Here is a 21,802-nt window from a genome sequence, read left to right as displayed (position 1 = left end):
CTAGTCAGAGAAAGGTTCTGCGGAAGCGTTTTTTGAGCCGCGTAGCAGCATGACGGGGCGACGCAACCGCGAACGCAGGTTCTTTTTATGGCCATTTGCAGCGCAAAGATGAAATTTAAACTTGCTCTTAGCGGTACCTGGCGCGCGTAAACGCGAAAGTAGAAGAATGGCTGGTTATATTTGTCCTTCTACGTCCAAACCAGCGTCTTCATGAAATCTATTATGTTAAAGCACTTTCTGTACCTGCTGCTGTTCGCGGGGGCGGTGGCCTGCCAATCGCCCGGTACCAGCTCGCCGGAAAGCACCTCGGCCAGGGTGGAGCACTTCAACCAAAACTGGGAATTCGTAAGGGACATTGACACCACCAATGCCGCTGGCCTACTGTCTGGAAATTCCGGCGGAATCAGGTGGGAGAAGATCTCTTTGCCGCACACCGCCCGGTTAGAGCCAATTGAGAAAAAAGAGCAGCAGTGGCAGGGCACGGCTTTCTACCGCAAAACCTTTACCGTGCCCGCCTCTGAGAAAGGCCGCCACGTGGCGGTGCAGTTTGAGGCCGCCATGCAGGTAGCCGATGTGTACCTGAACGGGAAGCACGTGTTCCGGCATCTGGGCGGTTATCTGCCCTTTTACGTGAACATCTCTGAAGACGTGAAGTTTGGCGAAGAGAACACCCTGCTGGTGAAACTGAACAACGAAGACAACCCCGCGGTGCCGCCGGGCAAACCCATCAAAGACCTGGATTTCAACTACTACAGCGGCATTTACCGCAACGTGTACCTTATCTCCAAAGACAGACTCTACCTTACAGATGCCGTCTGGGCGAACCGCGTGGCGGGTGGGGGCGTGCTGCTGCACTACCAGAACGTAAGCCCGGCAACGGCTACGCTGGTGGTGAAAGCCGAGATCAAAAACGACCATAATCAGCAGAAAGAAGCCCAAATCAGGCTCACGCTGCAAGACAGGGAGGGCAGATCAGTCGCCACGGTGACTTCCCCCAGAACGGCTGTGGAAGCGGGCGATTTTGGCACGTTTTCGCAAATTCTGACCGTTTCCAGCCCCCAACTCTGGTCGCCGGACGAGCCGTATCTGTACACGCTTCGGGTGGAAGTGGTGCAGGAGGGCAAGGTGACCGAGGCGCAGGACATCAAAACCGGAATCCGCTCCATCCGCTTTGCCGCCGATGGTTTTTACCTCAACGGCCAGAAACTGTTTTTAAGGGGCACCAACCGCCACCAGGAGTATCCGCTGGTGGGCAATGCCTTGTCTGACCAGGCCCAGTACCGCGATGCGTACAAGATCAAAGAAGCCGGGTTCAACTTCGTGCGCAGCTCGCACTATCCGCAGTCCCCGGCTTTTCTGGCCGCCTGCAATGAGCTAGGCATCTTCGTGATGGACGCCATACCGGGCTGGCAGTTTGTGGGGGGCCAGGAGTTCCAGAAAAACAGCATCCAGGACATACGGGACATGGTGCGCCGCGACCGGAACCACCCGTCCATCATTCTCTGGGAAGCCTCCTTGAACGAGTCTAACATGCCCAAAGAGTATAGGCAGAAGTCGCACGGCGCGGTGCAGGAGGAACTGCCTTTCGCGGAGGTGTACACCTGCGGCTGGGTGGACGACGTGTATGATGTGTTCATTCCGGCCCGCCAGCACGCCAAAGCCCCAGACTACTGGAAAAAGTACCAAAAGCCGAAGCCCCTGTTCATTGCCGAGTACGGCGACTGGGAATATTACGCCCAGAACGCGGGCTTCAACCAGACCGCGTATGCCAACCTGAAGGAAGAGGAAAGAACCTCGCGGCAGCTGCGCGGCTCAGGGCAGAAACGCCTTTTGCAACAGGCCCTCAACTACCAGGAGGCCCACAACGACAACCTGTACGGCCCGGCCGTGGGCGATGCCAACTGGCTCATGTATGACTACAAGCGCGGCTACGCGCCGGATATTGAGTCTTCCGGAATCATGGACATGGTGCGCCTGCCCAAGTTCGCCTTCTATTTCTACCAGAGCCAGGCCGGGCCGAACCTGCAGAAGAAGGCTCTTTTCGGCCAGCCGATGATCTTTATTGCGAACTACTGGAACGACCCCGCCCAGAAACAGGTGAAAGTGTACAGCAACGCCGACGAGGTGGAACTGCAACTGAACGGCAAAACCATCGCCCGGCAGAAACCAGACACAGATAAATACTCCACCAACCTGAACCACCCGCCGTTCACGTTCAACCTGCCCGCGTACGCGCCCGGAACGCTTACGGCGGTGGGGTACCTCAAAGGAACCAAAGTGGCAGAAACCAGCCAACAAACCCCCGAGGCTCCGGTTAAGCTGAACCTGCACGTAGACTACAGCGGCAAACCGTTGACCACCAACCGCAATGACCTGGTGTTTGTCTACGCCAGCGTGCTGGACAAAAACGGAACCGTGGTGCCCACCGCCACAAATGAAGTCACGTTCAAAGTTACCTCCGGCGATGCCGGGATTGTAGGGCCGGCCACGGTGAAGGCCGAGGCGGGAATTGCGGCCATTTTACTGAAAGCCGGGGCAAACCCCGGAACCGTGAAAGTAGAGGCAACAGCCGGAACCCTGGCCAACGGAACCGTTTCCATCCAAACCGTGGCCAACCAGAAATAAAGGGTAAAATGGGAAAAGAAATGATTTCACTCGCTCGCGGGACGCGAGCGAGTGAAATCATTATAAAGCACTACTAAATCAAAGAAGTAATTGAACAGAAATAACTCTATCTTTTTCTCTCCTTGTCCTCCTGAAAGGATCTCGGTGGCGGACGGCAATTGCGTTAATTGACAGCTTTTCTAGTTCGCCCACAAGATCCTTTCAGGAGAACAAAGTAGATTTTAGTTTGCCTTGCTACTTAGTTTAGCAGCCAGCTTTCAACTGCAAAGCCGTTTTCAGCTTCATTTTAGAAAAACACCCTCAAAATGCAGAACAGACTTTCAACGCTAATTGGAATAACTTTCTTTCTGGGGCTTTTAAGTTTCTCAGATTCTCAGGCCCAAACCACTCCAACATTCACCCGGCAAGACACTTTGCGCGGCTCCATTACCCCAGAGCGGGCGTGGTGGGATCTGGTGCACTATGACCTGCGCATGAAGGTGAATCCGCAGGACAGTACCATGCAAGGCGTGAACCTGGTGCGCTACAAAGTACTGAAGCCAAACCAGGTCATGCAGCTAGATCTGCAGCCGCCCATGCGCATTGAAAAGGTAGTGCAGAACGGCCAGAAACTAGCGGTGAAACAGGACAAAAACGCTTGGTTTATCCAATTGGCGGCGAAGCAGGTGCCGGGAACCTTGCAAACGGTAGAGGTAACGTACGGCGGCAAACCGCAGGTGAGTACCAACCCGCCCTGGAGCGGGGGCGTGACCTGGAAGAAAGACGCGCAGGGCAACCCTTTCATCGCCACGTCTGTGCAGGGAGACGGTGCCAGCTTGTTTTGGCCCTGTAAAGACCACATGTACGATGAACCCGACAGCATGATGATCAGGGTGACGGTGCCGCAGCACTTGACGGATGTCTCCAACGGCCGTTTGCGGCAGGTAGAGCAACACGCAGACGGCACCAAGACTTTCCACTGGGCGGTCACCAATCCCATCAACAACTACGGCGTGAATGTGAACATTGGCGACTACGTGCATTTCTCTGAGGTGTATGCCGGTGAAAAGGGCAAACTGGACTGCGATTACTATGTGCTGCGCGAGAACCTGGAAAAGGCGAAAGTGCAATTCAAGCAAGTGCCCCAAATGCTGAAGGCCTTGGAGCACTGGTTCGGGCCGTATCCGTTTTATGAAGATGGCTACAAACTGGTGGAGGTGCCGTACCTGGGCATGGAGCACCAAAGCTCGGTGACCTACGGAAACAAGTACCAGAACGGCTATCTGGGCCGTGACCTGAGCGGGACGGGTTGGGGATTGAAGTTCGATTTTATCATCGTGCACGAGAGCGGGCATGAGTGGTTCGCCAACAACATCACCTACAAAGACATCGCCGACATGTGGATCCATGAAAGTTTCACCTCTTATTCAGAGAACCTCTTTGTGGAGTACTTCCACGGGAAGAAAGCCGGCAGCGAGTACGTGATTGGTACCCGGAAGGGCATAAGAAATGACCGACCCATCATAGGCAAGTACCACGTGAATTTCAGCGGCTCCGGCGATATGTACCCAAAGGGTTCCAACATGCTGCACACGCTGCGGCAAGTAGTGAATGATGACGAGAAATGGCGGAAACTGCTGCGTGGCCTCAACCAGGAATTTTACCACCAGACCGTGACCAGTGCTCAGATGGAGAACTACATCAGTCAACAAACGGGCCGTGACCTAACCCCGTTTTTCAACCAGTACCTGCGGGATGTGCGCATTCCGGTGCTGGAATACAGATTAGCTGGAACTTCGCTGGAATACCGCTGGAGCAACACGGTCAAGGGCTTCAACTTGCCTGCAAAAGTGACCGCGGCCGGCAAAGACATGTGGCTGCAACCCGTAGCCGATACCTGGAAGAAAGCGAATCTCCCTGCCGGCACCCAGGATATTCGGGTTGATCCTAACTTTTACGTGACGCAGAAGCAGGTGCAGTAAAGTGCGGCTTTTCTTGCTTTCTCCGCTACTTGTTTTTAGCCTCTGTGCTTGGAATTGGCTTCTTTGCGTTTTAATGCTACTTTTCTGAAAAGGGACTTAAAACGCTGTTGGTTTCTTTTTGCGCTTTAGCCTCTGCTTAGAATTGGCTTCTTTAGAGCGGGTTGGTACACGGAATATGCTGTTCCCCTGGCTTGTCTGCTTGTTGCGTGGGTGTAAGTGCTGTATTGTTTCATTTCTGGCGGTATGCGCTCACGGCCGCGGGGCCCCGTCTTCCCCTCGCGCACTGCCCTTTCGGCCTGAGAAGTCTGTCTCTCTTAGCTTCTGCCTGTCAGGGCCAAAAGCGAGGCGCGCTTGGGGAAGACTGGAACTGGGAAAGAGCGGAAGCTATATCTATCAGTTCGGTACTTTTGCCCTCTAAAGCAGATACTCCCCTTTGAAGGCTAATCTGGTAGGGAAAAATTATTTCCTTGCTGTTCGGGAGTAGAACTCCCGAACCTGCCTGCTGCGGAGTTCTTCTCCGCCGGAAACCACGGGCAAAAGAAGGGGAGTGGAACTCTGGAAGAGCGGGTAAGAACGGCTTGGTTTTATGGAAGTTTTGGAAACTAAATAGCCGCTCATTTTTTCCTGCAAGATTAGCTTTGAAGGGGGCGAAGGAGGATGTTTACGCACGCAGGTTCACGCATTCCTTTCTAATTCAAAGGCATATTCCCCTCCTCGGAGGGGTGGGTTTTGCGCTCCACCATCAAAAAAACGGAAGGGGTTGGCACTGCCAACCCCTTCCGTTTTCAAGCTGAATTTCAGGAAATAGCCTTAAAACCAATGCCTAATCCAATCCGCCGCGGCGGGTGGGCTTGGTTTGGGCGGGCCAGGTGCCGGGTTGGCCGGTTCTTTGGTTCACGGGCAGTACACTTCTGTCGCGCGGGGCGGTGGTGGGATCTTCGCTGGCCATGTACGTTAAGATGGCGGTCAGGATGGCGTTGCTGCGGACATCGTCAAACACAATCTTGTCATAGGTGTCGCGGTTGGTGTGCCAGGTATAGGTGCCGTACGACCAGCTTAAAGAACTCAGCATGAACGCGGGGGCTCCGGCCGCCACGAAGGAGGCGTGGTCAGACCCGCCGCCGCCCGGCGCACCGGGAAAGTTGGTCTGGATCTGTGACCTGATCTCGGTGGGCACCGGGGCCAGCCAACGGTTCAGGAACTCATAGGCGTGCAGAAACCCTGAGCCAGATAAGTTGGCTACCCGGCCCGTGCCGTTGTCTTGGTTGAAGACTGCTTGTACCTTGCTGACAATCTCGGGGTGGTCTTCTACAAAGGCGCGGGAACCGTTCAGGCCTTGTTCTTCGCTGCCCCAGTGGCCTACCAGAATGGTTCTTTTAGGGTTAGGGTAGATTTTCTTGAGGATGCGCATGGCTTCCATCATTACTAGGGTGCCGGTTCCGTTATCGGTGGCACCGGTGCCGCCATCCCAGGAGTCAAAATGCGCCGAGAGGATCACATACTCATCTGGTTTCTGGGTACCTTTTATCTCCGCGATGGTGTTGAAGGTAGGGACTACGCCGCGCTCTTTAGATTCGGCCTGTATGTTCAGTCTGGGTTTCTGGCCCGAGGCCGTGAGGCGGTACACCATGCCGTAATCTTCCAGGGCGAGGTCTACCGTAGGGATTTTCTTGGTGTAGGCACTGAAAATCTTGTTCACGCCAAAACCCGCCGACCAGTTAGACATCACAATTCCGGCCGCTCCGGCTTTCTCCAGGGCTACCGGCAAGGTGCGGGCCGTGTAGCCCATCCTGGCCATTTTGGTGCGCCAGGCCTCGGTCAGTGCGGTACGCTCGGCCTTCATCTTGTCAAAGGATTCTTTGGTGGCGAATTCCTGCCAGTTGTAGTCTGGGCGACCGGTGGGCTGGGGCATGGAGATGAGCACCAGTTTCCCTTTCACGTTGGGCAGCCACTTCTGGAAAGCCAGAGAATCGGTGACTGTCTCGGGCAGCAGAATGGTTTCGGCGGTTACGCCTTTGCCTTTGGTGCTGGGGCTCCAGGCCAGTTGCATGCCTTCCAGCGTTCTAACTCTGGGGTGCACCATGTCAATATGCGAGATGCCTCTTTGCCAGCCGCGCCACTCGCCCCATTTCTCGTTTCGGGCGGTGATGCCCCAGCCTTTGTATTTGGCTACGGCCCAGTCATTGGCTTGCTGCATCTGCGGGGTTCCCACTAAACGCGGGCCTATCACATCCATGAGCTCGTGGGCCAGCGGTTCCAGTTGGGAGTTTTGGGTGGCTTCTTTGATGATGTTTTCTACCACGGGGTCTTGGGTCTGGGCCATGCCAACCTGGGCAGAAAAGAGCAGGGAAAGAAGCAGGAGCTTGGGCGTACGTTTCTTGTGGCCCAGGCGGGGAGGGGTGAGGAGATGTATCATGCCGCTAATTTAAGAAAGCTGCCCCTATTTGAAAGCAGAGTGCGTAATTGAGGCCATGTTTTCTGTTTAAGGGCTACTTTCTGGAAAGTAGCCCTTAAACAGGTTTGAAATTTATCACTCGTGCTGCAAACGGGCTCCGCAGAACCTTCCTCTTGCCATTTTCGCTTTTAGTGCCAGAATTCAAGCACGAAACAGGCTCTAAGCTTCCAACACGAAATCTTCGGCCTGGGGCAGCGTCATGAATCTCTGCGCGAAGTCTTCGGGCAGGGCGGCTAATTTGCGTTTCATGAGATCCATCCAGGCACCCTCTACGTTGATGATGGCCGCTTTCACGCCATCGCCGCGGTACAGCTCGTGGCGGATAGACCAGCGCGAACCATCGGGCCGGGCTTTGGTCAGCACAGATTCTATTTTGATGGAATCGTTGATGCCCACCTCGCGCAGGTACCGGAGTTCTTCCCTGAACAGAATGGGCCCCAGTTTAAGGTGCTGGAACGTTTTAAAGTCGAGGCCCAGGTTGTTCAACATGGCGATCCGCGCCTGGGCGGCAAAATCGGCGTACGCCGAGTGGCGAAGGTGCATGTTGGCGTCTACCTGCGCCCAGATCACGTTCCCTTCATAGACAATGCTCATAGTTTCTGGTTTTTAATTGGAGGTTTGGAGTAATACCCGAAGGTACATGAACTGGGGTATAGGGTAAAACTTAGTTTTTGGTTGTGCAGAAGGAGCGCCAGATTGCCGGAGAAACCAGCAGAACTTCCCGTGTCAGCAGCGGCTTCCCAGTACGGTCAAGATGATTTCTTGGTAGTTCTACTAACGTAGTGATTTCCCTCGCTCGCCTCTGGGACGCGTGTGAGCTATCTGCGGCCTCTGGCCGATTGTTGGTGAATTCTACCAGACGTTCCGCCATCCTGCCGGTGGTTCCCGGCGAGTCTGGAGGCTCGCTTCATCCCCGGTCACGAGACTTCAGTCTCGCGCCAGTACTTTCCAACCCTGTGAGGTCTTGGAGACCTCACAGGGTTTCGCGTTTGGGGCCTGCTTACCCGGTGCCGCTGGCTCCAAAGACCTCGTAGTGCGCGCAGCTCCTGCGAGCGTCTGCGCCAATGCCGTTTCTGGCCCGTTTTCCCTAAAACAGCCCCAAAACGCATCAGCCAAACTCCCCTCTCCGCGGGAGAGGGGCTGGGGGTGAGGTCTCTTCATACGCGGTTAACTGTATTTTCACGCTACAACCAGGGGAGGGGTGATGCCCCACACATGAACAAGCTGCCGGAAGCCGTTTTCCTTCCTTTTTTCAGAATCTAGGGCAAAAACGTTTGGGCGGTGTTATGGCTGGGGTAAGAAATGGGTAAATAATTTTTAGCTTTGGATAAATGCGTTTGGCATCTGGTCTGAGGGAGAAGGAATTACATGCGGTTGGCGAAACAGGCAGGCGGCGGAGCGCGCACCACGTGCAAATAATTTACTTTTTCTATATCCCTTTTACACTAATTTAAGTAAAACACCTCTAAAATGACCTCCCATGCAAAAAACGTCTTCTGCTTCTCCGCATCTTCTGGAAATAGCCTGGGAAGCGTGTAACCAAGTAGGTGGAATCTACACGGTAATACGCTCCAAAGTGCCCGCCATGATAGAATACTGGGGCGACCAGTACTGCCTCATTGGCCCCTTTTTCCCCAAACAAGCCGCCCATGAGTTTGAACCAACGGAGGACTACTCAGATGTGTATGGGCAAGCGGTGCTGGAACTGAGGGCGCAGGGCGTGGAATGCTACTATGGCACCTGGTTGGTGACCGGCAGACCGCGCATTGTTTTGATCAATCCGCAAAGTGCCATGGGGCAGATGGACACCATCAAATACCTGCTCTGGGAAAACCACAGGATTCCTACTTCCAATGAAGATCTGCTGCACCAGGTTCTGGCGTTTGGCGATCTGGTGAGGCGGTTTATCTCCTTGTTGTCATCCAAGGCGCAGGTGGTGGCGCACTTCCATGAATGGATGGTGGGTTCGGCAATTCCAGACCTGCGGCGTGAGCATGTGCCCGTGAAAATAGTGTTTACCACCCATGCTACCCTGCTGGGCCGGTACCTGGCCATGAACGACCCTAACTTCTATGACCAGCTCACGTCGGTAGATTGGCAGAAAGAGGCCCGGCATTTCAACATAGAACCGGCCGTCTCCATAGAAAGGGCCGCCGCCCACGGCTCACACGTGTTCACCACGGTGAGTGAGGTGACCGTGCGCGAGTGTATTTACCTTTTAGACCGGATTCCGGACACGGTACTCCCCAACGGGTTGAACATTCGGCGGTTTACCGCCATGCACGAGTTCCAGAACCTGCACCTGACCTTCAAGAAACGGATTCACCGGTTTGTGATGGGGCACTTCTTCCAGAGTTTCCCCTTTGACCTGGATAAAACCATTTACCTGTTCACCTCGGGTAGGTTTGAGTACCGGAACAAAGGCTTTGACTTAACCCTGGAGGCGCTGGCCCGCCTGAACCACCGCATGAAAGTGTCTAAAAGCGACATGACGGTGGTGATGTTCTTTATCACCAAGCAGCCGTTCACTACCATCAATCCGCACGTCTTGCACTCCAAGGCCTTGATGGAGGAGATACAGGAAACCTGCGAGGCCATCAAAGACCAGATTGGCGAGCGCCTGTTTTATGATGCTGCCGCCAGCACAGAGCACAAACTGCCCGAGCTGAACGAGTACGTAGACGATTACTGGAAACTGCGCTACCGGCGAACTATCCAGTCCTGGAAAACCCACCTGCTGCCCCCCGTGGTGACGCATAACCTGATCAATGACCAATCAGATGAGATCCTGAATTTCCTGCGGGTTTCCAACCTGGTGAACAACGCCGATGACCGGGTGAAGATCGTGTATCACCCAGATTTCATCTCGCCCACCAACCCGCTGTTCGGGATGGAGTACGGCCAGTTTGTGCGCGGGTGCCATATGGGTATTTTCCCTAGTTATTACGAACCTTGGGGCTACACCCCTTTGGAGTGCGTGGCCAGCGGTATTCCGGCAGTGACCAGTGATTTGTCTGGCTTTGGCGATTACGTGAAGAAAAACGTCAAAAAACACACAGACAAAGGCATTTATGTGATTGACCGCCATGAGCGCAGCTTTGATGACTCTGCGGAGCAACTTACCAAACATCTTTATGACTACGTGGAGATGAGCCGGCGGGAGCGCATTTCGCAACGGAACAAAGTGGAAAGTCTGTCTGAGATGTTTGATTGGAAAAAGCTGCTGGTGCATTATGAGCGCGCCTACCAACTTGCCTTGAGTACCGACCAGGAATAGAAACGTATTTGAGCTTTTGTCTGAGGCGGTGTTTTAGGGAATTCTCTACGCGTGCCTGTTTAGGCGGTATTTTCTGGAAATACCGCCTAAACAGGCACGCGTGTTGTGGTAGCCCACACTCACGGGACGCGAGCGAGTGAATAAAACTATCTTTTTTAGTGCAACACCATTTAAACGCTATAGTCATTTGCAAGTAGGAGAGAAGCTGCTTCCACTTGCCAGGTTTGTTAGGTTGGCTACACCAAAAACTGTGGTCGTGAGTAAATGTAGCAGACAGCTTCAGTTTGAAAACCTGGGATCGCTTTCAGAAAGCAGGACTTTATCCAGAATGAAAACAAACAACATGCTTTCTGATAAAATATCAGGAAAATGCCGTATTTATTCTTAAATTGATGAGACAAGTACGGAATACTTTTAAAAAAACTTTCTAAATTATACTATATCATTAAAATAAATGGACAGGTGCCTTGAACTAGAAGCTTGGTTCCCTATCTTTACAAGTGACCTCCCCTCGTAGAAGAGTTGAATTGAATTATACTAATGAAAAAATTGCGTGTACTAATGTTAGGCTGGGAAGACCAGCCTATTTTAAACGGAGGAGTAGGAAAAGCCTGTTTTCATTTGGCCGAGGCGTTAGCCAAACAAGTTGAACTGACCATGATGGTGCCCCAGGCAGATCATTGGGCATTAGACCAGCACGCAGAAGTTGTGGGTCTTGATGCGCTTAACCTGGCTGAAGTAAAACAAGCTCCCATTCCCCAAACCTATGAGCGTTTTGCCACTACCCACCGCGTACCTGCTGCGCTGTTCCCCTATGAAGACGCCATTCAAGCTTTTGAGTCTTTCCAGGAGGAAGAATCATTAGAAACTTCTGACACTGCTTTCCCTGCGGGTTCTGCCCCGGAAGCAGCCCAGACCGCTGCCGCTGACCACCCGGTGGGGCAACCGCAGATCAACGTGGCCCCCACCACCAGAGGAACCCTGAACTATGAAGTGATCCAGTTTTCGCGCTACGTAGCCCGGCTGGCCTCCCACAAAGAGTTTGACGTGGTGTATGCCCATGACTGGATGACTTTTCTGGCCGGCATGGAAATCAAAATCCAGCGCAAAGTGCCTCTGGTGATACACGTGCACAGCCTCTCCTTTGACCGCCAGGTGGGTGAGCCTCTGGGCTGGATCTATGAGTTGGAGGCCAGGGCCATGCGAGAAGCAGATTTGATCCTGGCCGTGAGCGACAGAACCGCCCGCATGATTGTCAAGCGCTACGGGGTTTCGGCTAAGAAGGTGCAGGTAGTGTACAATGGCTCAGATAAGATCACGGCCTCACCGGTAACCCCTGCAAAACGCAAGCAGGTGACGTTCCTGGGCAGAATGGTGGCCCAGAAAGGCCCGTTGCAATTCCTGAGAGTAGCCAAGCAAGTGTTAAAGCAAGACCCCGAGGTGCACTTTATTTTGGCCGGCCATGGCCCTCAGCTAGATGAAGCCAAACTGTTGGCCCGTCGCCTGGGTATTGATGAAGCCGTCACGTTTACCGGGTTCCTTCCGCCAGAAAAGGCCGAAGCATTGTTGAAGAATTCTACGGTATTCCTGTTGCCAGCCATTTCTGAGCCCTTCGGGTTAGCCGCCATTGAAGCCACCCAAGCCGGACTTCCGGTGGTGATCACTTACCAAACCGGTGCCGCTGAAGTGTTGCCCCAGGCCAGCGTGGCAGACAGCAATGACACCGCAGGCCTGGCAAATCTGGTGGTGCAGTTGTTGCAAGACAAAGACCTGCGTCAAAACCAGGTGGAAGCCAACCAGCAAGCCGTAAAACAACTAACCTGGGGAACATCCGCCGATCAGATCATGGAAAGCCTGCACACGGTGCTGCAAACGCAAGAGTAGTTATCGCTATTGTTTCAGGGCTGTTTTCTGAAAAAGAGCCCTGAAACGAAGCCGGTTCAAGTAAAAGTACCCCTTACAGAAAAGCCGTTGCGCAACCACGCAGCGGCTTTTCTTTTTTCAAGAGAAAGAGTAAAACGTCAACCCTACGCAGATTCCCCCTTGAGTGGAGAGGAGGTGTTTACACCTGCCAGTTCATGCATGCTGGGTTCTGGAACGACTTGAAATCCTTCGGCCCCAAAATCAATCCACTCTTTTTAGTACTAACGCCGTTCTGTTTGGCAGATAGATGCTCAGCCTTGGGCCGTGCGCGGTGGGTTTGGTGAAATACCTAATGGTGGTGTCTACCCGGTCATGGCCGCCCGTTTCTGGCGTGTCGGAAGATAAGATCAGACTGTAGCTGCCTGCCTCCAACACCGGAAACCGGTAATCTGGCACCGAGTTTTTGGCGTGGAAATTGAAAAGGAACACCAAACCAGCCCGTTGGAAGATGAGCACATTGTTGTGGTTGTCCTGGTGAAGTTTCTTGGCTTCGCCTTGCTCCATGATCTTGTACTGATCAGCGATGGCCAGCATGTCTTTTTCAAACTGCCACATGTGCCGGTACCGCAGGTCTGGGTTGTCTACCAGCGACCATTGCCTACGGGCGTACTGGTAACTCCAATTGTTTCCCTCTCGGGGGAAATCCACCCACTCAGGGTGCCCGAACTCATTTCCCATAAACGTCAAAAACGCCTCGCCCCCCAAAGACATGGTTAGTAAGCGGATCATCTTGTGCAGGGCGATGCCTCTGTCTATGACAGGGCTTTGGTCAACGGTGCGCATCTTAAAATACATGTCCTTGTCCATGAGCCAGAAGGCCAGCGTTTTGTCGCCAACCAGAGATTGGTCATGCGACTCAGCGTAGGCCACCGTTTTCTCGCCAATGCGCCGGTTGGTGAGCTCGTGCCAGATTTCATCCAGGTTCCATTCCTCGTCTTTCTTGTGTTTGAGGGTTTTGATCCAGTAATCGGGGATTCCCATGCCCAAACGGTAGTCAAAACCGATGCCGCCGTCTTCCAAAGGACGGCACAGGCCGGGCATGCCGCTCATGTCCTCGGCAATGAGCAAGGCACCCGGTGAAAAGGTATGGGTCAGGTCAGAGGCTAGCTGCAGGTACAGAATGGCGTCTTCGTCTACGCTTTTATCAAAGTAGTTTTCATAATGCCCGAAGGCGACACCCTCGCCGTGGTGGTGGTACAACATGGAGGTGACCCCGTCATACCGGAAACCGTCTATGTGGAATTCCTCCAGCCAGTAGCGCACGTTTGACAGCAGAAACCGCCGAACTTGGGGAATGCCGTAGTTGAATAATTTGGAGTCCCAACCCGGGTGATGACCGCGCAAGCCCGGATGAAAATACTGCCCGCCCGAGCCATCAAAATCAGCGAGGCCTTCGGCAATGTTTTTCACGGCGTGCGCGTGGATCAAGTCCATGACCACGGCAATGCCCCGGCGGTGGGCTTCATTGATGAGGTATTTCAGGTCTTCGGGCGTCCCGAACCGGGAAGTAGGGGCGAAGAAGTTGGAGACGTGGTACCCGAAGGAACCGTAGTACGGGTGCTCCATCAAGGCCATTAACTGCAGGCAATTATAGCCCGTTTCGGCCACCCGGGGCAGAATCTGATCCGCGAACTCGCGGTAAGTGCCCACTCCGTGCTTTTCCTGGGCCATGCCCACGTGGCACTCATAGATAAGCGGCTGGGTGAGTTGGGTTGTGTCAAAAGCAGCATCAGTCCAGTGGAAAGGTTTTTCCGGGGCCCAGTACTGTCCAGAGAAATCATAGGTGACCGGATCTTGAACAGCCCGAAAGGTAAACGGTGAAATACGGTCTATTCCTACTCCGGTGGCACCCACCACGTGCACCTTGTACCTATGGCCGTGTTGCACCTGTACCTGCTCGGCGGGCAGAAAAACCTCCCAGATCCCGTCTCCCATTTTCTTTAGCGGATGTGCTTTTCTGTCCCAGAAATTGAAATCGCCTATAATGGAGAGCGCCTGCGCGGCGGGGGCCCACTCGCGGTAGCGCCAGCCGTTGTTCTCGGGCTCAAAGTGCAGGCCCATCTGGTGGTGCCAGGCCGCATAGTCAACCAGGGAAGAATACTCTTGTTGAATGGTTTTTCTGTTTTGCTCTAAACAAGCCTTCCGCTGCAAGAGCTGCGGGGCATAAGGTGAAAGCCAGTTATCGGACTGAATCAAGGGAAGGGTTGGAGTTACCTTAGGCATACATGCAGTTTTGGGAATGGTTAAGGTACACTTACTTAGGGTAAGGTGCAACTGTGAACAAGGGTAAGAAAAGCTTGGTGGAAACTTGTTAATTAAATCAGGTGAATGCGTTCAAATTTTAATAAATTGACAAGGAAATCGATTTCGTAAGGACATCGGCTTCCTTTTAACTTAATCTAATCTGCCTATTGCATGAAAACTACGTTTCGTTTGCTTGGCTTGTTGCTGGTATTGCTGCTGGTACAAGGGGTTCAGGCGCAGGTGGTGACCTGGTCGCCGGCTTTCCCAGTCCAAAATGAACCCATCACCATCACGTTTGACGCGGCCAAAGGCACCGGCGGTCTGGCCAACGTGACCGAACCTGTATACGCCCACACGGGAGTTTTAACCGACCTGAGTACCTCAGATTCTGACTGGAAGTACGTAAAAGCGGCCTGGGGCACCAATACACCCGCCGCGCTCATGACGCCGTTGGGAAACAATCGGTACCAGATTACCATCAATCCGCGCACGTACTACAATGTGCCTGCCCAAGAAGCAATAAAGGCGCTGATGTTTGTCTTTAGAAACGGGAACGGGAGCAAAGAAGGAAAAGACACCGGGGGCAAAGACATCAAGGTACCTATTTTCCAGTCTGGCTCCATTAATGTGTCCTTCGCGCAGCCCACGGTTGGGGTAAATGGCTTGTTTGTGGACGCAAACCAGAGCATTCAGGTAAGGGGAAATTCATCTGCCAGCGCCAAACTTTCGCTCTACGTGAACGGGGTGAAGGTAAAGGAGGAGACATCGGCTACGGCGTTAGAAGCGCAGGTAACCGCCACTACTCCCGGGGCCAACAAAGTGAAACTAACCGCTGAAATTGGTACCATCACTGCTGCTGATTCTTTTACCTTTGTGGTACGGCAGGCGGCCCAGGTAGAGGTGCTTCCCGCCAATGCCAAAGACGGGGTAACGTATGTAAGCGCCACCAGCGTGCTGCTGAACCTGTACGCCCCCGGTAAGCAGAACGTGAACGCGGTAGGGGACTTCAACAACTGGGTAGTGGGTGCCACGCCCATGAAGCGTACGCCAGACGGAACCCGTTATTGGGTGCAGATTGATAACCTGACCGCGGGTCAGGAATATGCTTATCAGTATCTGGTAGACGAGACCCTCAGGACAGGAGACCCTTACACTCAGAAAACCCTGGATCCCAATGAGGATCGCTTTATCCCGGCAGAAACGTACCCAAACCTGAAGGCTTACCCAACAGGCAAAGCCACGGGCATGATATCTGTCTTCCAGACAAATCAAGCCGCCTATACTTGGAACGTTCCAAATTTTGTCCGGCCCAAGAAAACGGACTTGGTCATTTACGAACTGCTGGTGCGGGACTTCCTTGAGAAACATGACTACAAAACGCTCACCGATACCCTGAATTACCTGAAACGCCTAGGCGTGAATGCCATTGAACTCATGCCCATCAATGAGTTTGAAGGCAACCTAAGTTGGGGGTATAATACTGCCTATTACTTTGCGCCAGACAAGTACTACGGCTCCAAGGAGATGCTCAAGCGCTTCATTGATGCCGCGCACGCCCGCGGCATGGCGGTGATTCTGGACATCGCGTTGAACCACTCGTTCGGGCAGTCGCCTATGGTGCAGTTGTACTACAACGGTGCCACCGGCAAAACCACGCCGGAGAGTCCTTGGTTTAATCCAGATCCCAAACATGAATTCAACGTGGGGCATGACTTCAACCATGAGAGTGCCGCCACCCAATATTTTGTAGACCGCGTCACGGAGTTCTGGTTGCAGGAATACAAAATAGACGGCTACCGGTTTGACTTATCCAAAGGCTTCACCCAGAAGCAGACGTTGGGCAGCGTAAGCGCCTGGGGGCAGTATGACCAAACCCGCATTGACCTGCTCAAACGCATGGCCAACCATCTCTGGAGCATAGACAACAACGCCTATGTGATTCTGGAGCATTTTGCCGATAACAGCGAAGAAACGGTACTGGCCAACCACGGCATGATGCTCTGGGGCAACCTGCACGGAAACTACAAACAAGCCATTCTGGGCTATCCTGACAACTCCAACTTCAACTGGATTTCCTATAAACAGCGCGGCTGGACTAGCCCGCACGTGGTGGGGTACATGGAAAGCCACGATGAAGAGCGGCAGATGGTAGAGGCCCTGGCGTACGGCAACAGTTCAGCTACGTACAATGTAAGGGCACCCGCTACCGCTTTACAGCGCATGCAACTGGCGGCCGCTTTCTTCTTCACCATTCCGGGCCCTAAAATGGTCTGGCAGTTCGGGGAGCTGGGCTATGATATTCCCATCAACCAGAACGGACGCACCGGCAACAAGCCCATCCTCTGGAATTACTACCAGGACGCTGAGCGTAAAAAACTGTACAACGTGTATGCTGCCCTCATCAAGCTGAAGATCAACGAACCCGCTTTTGAATCTGGCAACTACACCTTAAACCTGGACGGAGCCCTAAAAACCATCCACATCCAAGACCCAGGCATGAACGTGGCGGTGTTGGGGAATTTTGGTGTCACAGCGGGCACCCTAGATCCGAAGTTCCAGTCTGCTGGCACCTGGTATGACTATGTCACCGGAGAAGCCTTGGCGGTAACCAATGTAAACCAGGCCATTTTGCTGCAACCCGGTGAATACCGCGTGTACACTACTAAACGGCTCTCCAGTGGCAGCATTCTGTTGGCTTCAAAAGAAGAGGAAGCCGCTTTAGCCAAAGAAGTGGTGGTTTTCCCAAATCCTGCGCGTACCGGAGAATTGACGGTTCGTTACCAATTAATTGCCTCTGCCCAGGTGTCTCTTCAGTTGTATGATCAGGTTGGCCGCTTACTAATCAGCCGTTCTCTGGGGAAACAAGCCCCCGGAAGCCATTCCATAAACCAAACGCTTACCACTGGAAACGGAAACCGTCTGGCACCAGGTATCTACCACTGCAAACTGGTCACCGGCAGCTCTGCTAAAACCATTGCGGTTGTGGTGCAGTAAGCAAAGTAAAAAGGTTAACGCGTAGTTGTTAGTCACATTTCAACGGGTGTTTTTAAGGCTGATTTTAAGAAAACGGCCTTAAAACACCCTTTTTTAGTGCTTTACTGAATGGTGCATTCTCTCGCCCGCTCTCGTACGCGTGGGGGTTACTCTCGGCATACGCCGCTGGAATATGAACTTCTCCGGATCATTTCCGCGCTATTGTTGGTGATCACCAAAAATCCTTCATCGGCTCCCTTCTCAAAACTTCCAGCAAACTGAACTAAGTAGAAGTTGTTGGCGATAACACCAACAACGGCCAAAAGAGCACCAGATGGTAAATTCTAAACGGTTTCAGATGAATAATCAGGCAAAAAGGAAGGGCACTCGGCTTTATAGGCAGAGTGCCCTTTCCTTTTAAAAGACCTGAAGAAACTTCAAAGGGAAACATCAATCCTGCAACACGTACTGGATGCCCCCCAGCAGATGCCGGAGGAAAAGGGGCTCCTGGAAGCTTTCTATGGTGTGGCCGCCCGCCGTGTAGAAGGCTTTTCCGCCGTCAAAGGCATGGTACCAGGCAATGGGATGGTTGGCCCCGTTTTTACCGCCTTTGTAGGTGGTTTCGTCCAGGGTGGCCAGCACTTTCACGTTGGGGTTGATGTTTTTGAAATTGTACCACTCATCTTCTCGCTCCCAGCGGTCGGGCAGGAAAGAGGTGGAGGGGTGGGATTTGTCCAGTACTTGTATGGTGGCATTCTGCACCTTGGGGTGGCTCTCAAAGTAAGCGCCCACCAATTGGTTGTACCAGGGCCAGTTAAACTCGGTATCGGTGGCGGCGTGTACGCCTACAAAACCGCCTCCGGCTTTGATAAACTGCTCAAAGGCGCTTTGCTGCGCAGAGGTCATGACATCTTGGGTGGTGCTCAGGAAAAGGACGGCCTTGTATTTCTTCAGCGAATCGGACAGGAAAACGTCGGCATTTTTGGTGGTGTCTACCTTGAACCCATTCTCTCTCCCCAGCTTCTGAATAGCCGCCTTGCCCGCCGGAATAGACTTATGGTAATACCCCTCCGTTTTATAGAACACCAAGACCCAAGGAGTCTTCAGACTCGCTGATTTTTCTGACTTAGGGGAACAACTGGTCAATAAAACAATGAACAGGAAGAAGAGCGCGTACAGGTTTTTCATGGTGGGTGGTGTCAATCATCGCTGAGTTCTTTTTGCTTTCTGAAAAGAACCAGGTGGGAGCCTGTTTTAATTTGGGGTTTGCAGCCCAAATTAAAACAGGCTCTTGGGTAGAACGCATAATTCTAAGCTATTTTCCCCTGATTTACAATAAGTAGCCTAAAAACGGCGGTACCAGCGGATGCTTGCGGCAGTATACAGATAAACCTCTCGTTTTTGGCTTGTTTTCATAGAAATAGCCCAAAAACAAAGAACCTGTTTAGATTTTTTCGATTTTGGTTATTTTCAGAGCAAAGAGGTCGAGCAGCCCGCGCTCGCTTTTCAAGGGCTGTGCCCGGGCCTTCTGCAGGCTGCCTGTAAAGGCCCACTTCCTGGAGTGGCGGTGGGCGCCCCGCCAGCCCCAAGCCCGTACCCCCGAAGGAGGCCTTTACCGGCAGCTGGCGCCACTGGCAGCCCATTTTGAGCCGGTAAGGGATGGCCCCTATCACCGCTGAGGATTTCACCCCTCGTTTAGCCTCTTTTACCCACGCTCAGGTGAGGCACTCCCAACGGTTTGTGCTATCTTCGCTTATGACTTCCACCGGATTAGGGTTGAAAAATGTCTTCGCAAACACTTTTACCCGCCTAATTCCTTAGAAGTTTAAAACTCTAAACAGCTTCATATTATAAGCCATTGATGTTAAATTGACCACCTACTTCTGTTGTAATTACCGCATTGGCGTTATTGTTGGTTTGTCAATTGGTGAGTATGTAAGTAGATAAGTTTTACATTTAACCCAATAGCCCAGTTCAGCGCATTATCTCATGGTGGTATAGCGAAAACGATCTCTTTACTACCAGATTCCTGGGAGCCATTGTGCCCCATTCAAATATTGTTACCTTAATTGTTTCTTCACACTCATTTGCATGGCATGTCTACTCACCGAAACTTCCTTCTAAAGTTTAGCCTCATCTTTCTACTGTTTTTTCACCTTTTTGCCTATAGAGCTACTAGCCAGGTAAGGCTGCCCAAATTGGTAAGCGATGGCATGGTATTGCAGCGCGATGCGAAAACCACTATCTGGGGCTGGGCCGCCCCCGGCGAAAAAGTGGCCGTCAGCTTTAGAGGGAAGAACTATAGAACAACCAGTGACCAGAATGGAAACTGGAAAATAGCGCTTTCTCCTATGAAGGCAGGCGGCCCTTATTCCATGGACATCAAAGCCAGTAACCAGATCACCGTCAAAGACATCTTAGTGGGCGATGTTTATTTTTGCTCCGGGCAGTCCAACATGGTACATCAAATGTCCTTGCATAATATCACGTATGCCAACGATATCATAACGGCCAACTACCCGCAGATACGGCATTTCTGGATTCCTACCACCACCCATCTGGCTGGCCCCGCGCAAGACCTGCCGCCTGCCTCGTGGAAATCAGCGAACCCGCAGGATGTCAATAATTTCTCAGCCGTGGCTTATTTCTTCGCCCGCAAACTTTATGAGCGGTACAAAATTCCTATCGGCCTGATCAATGCCAGCGTTGGGGGCACGCCCATTGAAGCCTGGACTAGTGAAGAAGGCCTGAAAGATTTTCCGGCCATGTTGGCCACCGTAAACAGAAACCGGGACACCAGCTACGTGAACCCCATCCAACGCCGCGCGGCGGCAGTGGCGGCTGCCAACCGGCAAAAGCCTGAGCAGGATAAAGGACTTACGGCCTCGGTAAAATGGTTCGATCCCGCTTACGTGCCCAAAGGGTGGCGCAACATCAACATCCCCGGCTATTGGGAAGACCAAGGCATCAAAGACCTGAACGGAGCCGTTTGGTACCGCCGCGAAATTGACATCCCGGCCTCCATGGCGGGTGTACCGGCAAAGGTATTCCTGGGCCGCATTGTGGACGCTGATTTCCTCTACATCAATGGAAAACAGGTGGGAAACACCACCTATCAATACCCACAGAGAAGATACAGCCTACCGGCAGGCACGCTCAAACCCGGCAAGAATCTCTTGGTGATACGCGTGCTGAACCAAGGGGGCAAGGGCGGCTTTGTACCAGACAAACCCTATTACATAGAAGCCAACGGCCAGACCCTTGACCTGCAAGGAACGTGGCATTACAAGGTGGGCGATGTGTACCGTCCGGCCAGCGGCGGCTATGAAGGCGGGATTAACTTACAGAACCAGCCCACGGCACTGTATAACGCCATGGTGGCACCAGCCACAAACTACACCATCAAAGGAGTTCTTTGGTACCAGGGGGAAAGCAATGCCGGAAACCCTGCTGAATATAAAAAGCTGTTCCCCGCCTTGATCTCTGATTGGCGCAGCAAGTGGCAGCAGGGCAATCTCCCGTTCCTTTATGTGCAGCTTCCCAATTTCATGGAGGTGAATTACCTGCCTTCTGAAAGCAACTGGGCCCTCATGCGCGAAGCTGCCCTGCAGACGCTATCGGTGCCCAACACCGCCATGGCCGTCACCATTGAGTTAGGCGAATGGAATGACATCCACCCAGATAACAAGAAAGACGTGGGCGAACGGTTAGCCTTGGCCGCCCAAAGACTGATTTACGGCGACAAGAAACTGGTTTCCTCCGGCCCGCTGTACCAATCCTCCAGAATAGAGGGAAATAAGATCATCCTGAGTTTTACGAATGTGGGCAGCGGGTTAACCTCTATTGATGGGGAAGAACTGAGTTGGTTCGCCATAGCCGGTTCTGACAAAAAGTTTGTCTGGGCCAAGGCCATAATTGAGGGCGAGAAGGTAGTGGTGTGGAGCGATGAAGTTCCGGAACCGAAATACGTGCGCTACGCCTGGGCCGATAACCCTGACGGGGCCAACCTATACAACAAAGAAAAGCTACCGGCTTCCCCTTTCCGCACGGACAATTGATTAGCAGGCTTACCCAATCACCTGCATGGGAAAAGCCTTTAGGCAGTTGTCTGCGGAAGGCATTTCTGCCACCTTTTAGCTATCCACCTACTTTCATCTATAAACAAAGAGGCTGTCTCATAATGGGGCAGCCTCTTCTGGTTCTACCTAAATGCTGTAAAACACGCCCATGGCAAAAAAGTAGGAAGGCCTTCTGTCGAACAGCCAGAAAGCTCCTCGGAGCAACCTAAGAGGTTTTCTGGCCGCCCGTAGGAGTGAGTTGTAGAACCTTACCCGCAATGATTTA

General features: G+C 52.8%; 10 protein-coding genes. 6 read left to right on the top strand and 4 right to left on the bottom strand.

Annotated elements, in window-relative coordinates; genetic code table 11:
* Window positions 1–210 precede the first annotated feature (210 nt).
* Window positions 211–2,625 carry a glycoside hydrolase family 2 protein gene (locus HHO50_RS08270; protein WP_181305527.1) on the top strand — a complete coding sequence of 805 codons (2,415 nt, stop codon included), beginning with the start codon at window positions 211–213 and terminating at the stop codon, window positions 2,623–2,625.
* A gap of 305 nt (window positions 2,626–2,930) precedes the next feature.
* Window positions 2,931–4,586 carry a M1 family metallopeptidase gene (locus tag HHO50_RS08265; RefSeq protein WP_181305526.1) on the top strand — a complete coding sequence of 552 codons (1,656 nt, stop codon included), beginning with the start codon at window positions 2,931–2,933 and terminating at the stop codon, window positions 4,584–4,586.
* An 823-nt stretch (window positions 4,587–5,409) separates the two neighbouring features.
* Here HHO50_RS08265 and HHO50_RS08260 read toward each other — a convergent pair.
* A complete protein-coding gene (locus HHO50_RS08260; protein ID WP_181305525.1) occupies window positions 5,410–7,002 on the bottom strand; it encodes a M20/M25/M40 family metallo-hydrolase in 1,593 nt (530 codons plus the stop codon).
* Between the two features lie 198 nt (window positions 7,003–7,200).
* Window positions 7,201–7,635, bottom strand: coding sequence for a thioesterase family protein (locus tag HHO50_RS08255; RefSeq protein ID WP_181305524.1), 435 nt, complete (start codon window positions 7,633–7,635; stop codon window positions 7,201–7,203).
* An 886-nt stretch (window positions 7,636–8,521) separates the two neighbouring features.
* Here HHO50_RS08255 and HHO50_RS08250 point away from each other — a divergent pair.
* Together HHO50_RS08250 and HHO50_RS08245 are read left to right on the top strand one after the other, a co-directional pair.
* A complete protein-coding gene (locus HHO50_RS08250; RefSeq protein WP_181305523.1) occupies window positions 8,522–10,318 on the top strand; it encodes a glycosyltransferase in 1,797 nt (598 codons plus the stop codon).
* A 540-nt stretch (window positions 10,319–10,858) separates the two neighbouring features.
* Window positions 10,859–12,202, top strand: coding sequence for a glycosyltransferase family 4 protein (locus HHO50_RS08245; protein ID WP_181305522.1), 1,344 nt, complete (start codon window positions 10,859–10,861; stop codon window positions 12,200–12,202).
* Between the two features lie 240 nt (window positions 12,203–12,442).
* Here HHO50_RS08245 and HHO50_RS08240 read toward each other — a convergent pair whose 3' ends face one another.
* Window positions 12,443–14,464 (bottom strand): alpha amylase C-terminal domain-containing protein, encoded by a 2,022-nt coding sequence (locus HHO50_RS08240; RefSeq protein WP_181305521.1) that lies wholly within the window; start codon window positions 14,462–14,464, stop codon window positions 12,443–12,445.
* Between the two features lie 192 nt (window positions 14,465–14,656).
* Between HHO50_RS08240 and HHO50_RS08235 the strand changes: the two genes are divergently transcribed.
* Entirely contained in the window at window positions 14,657–17,479 is a 2,823-nt protein-coding gene (locus tag HHO50_RS08235) for a DUF4961 domain-containing protein (RefSeq protein ID WP_181305520.1), read from the top strand.
* A gap of 429 nt (window positions 17,480–17,908) precedes the next feature.
* On the opposite strand, the gene HHO50_RS08230 is transcribed toward HHO50_RS08235, so the two are convergent.
* Window positions 17,909–18,646, bottom strand: coding sequence for a ThuA domain-containing protein (locus HHO50_RS08230; protein WP_181305519.1), 738 nt, complete (start codon window positions 18,644–18,646; stop codon window positions 17,909–17,911).
* Window positions 18,647–19,554: 908 nt separating this feature from the next.
* On the opposite strand from HHO50_RS08230, the gene HHO50_RS08225 reads away from it, so the two are divergent.
* Window positions 19,555–21,516 carry a sialate O-acetylesterase gene (locus HHO50_RS08225; RefSeq protein WP_181305518.1) on the top strand — a complete coding sequence of 654 codons (1,962 nt, stop codon included), beginning with the start codon at window positions 19,555–19,557 and terminating at the stop codon, window positions 21,514–21,516.
* The last annotated feature ends 286 nt before the right edge of the window (window positions 21,517–21,802 follow it).

Origin of the sequence: Rufibacter sp. XAAS-G3-1, assembly GCF_013623775.1 — a bacterium.
In the GTDB taxonomy this organism is placed as follows: Bacteria; Bacteroidota; Bacteroidia; order Cytophagales; family Hymenobacteraceae; genus Nibribacter.
Note: the sequence above shows the minus strand (reverse complement) of the source record. Positions and strands in the feature narration are given on the sequence as shown.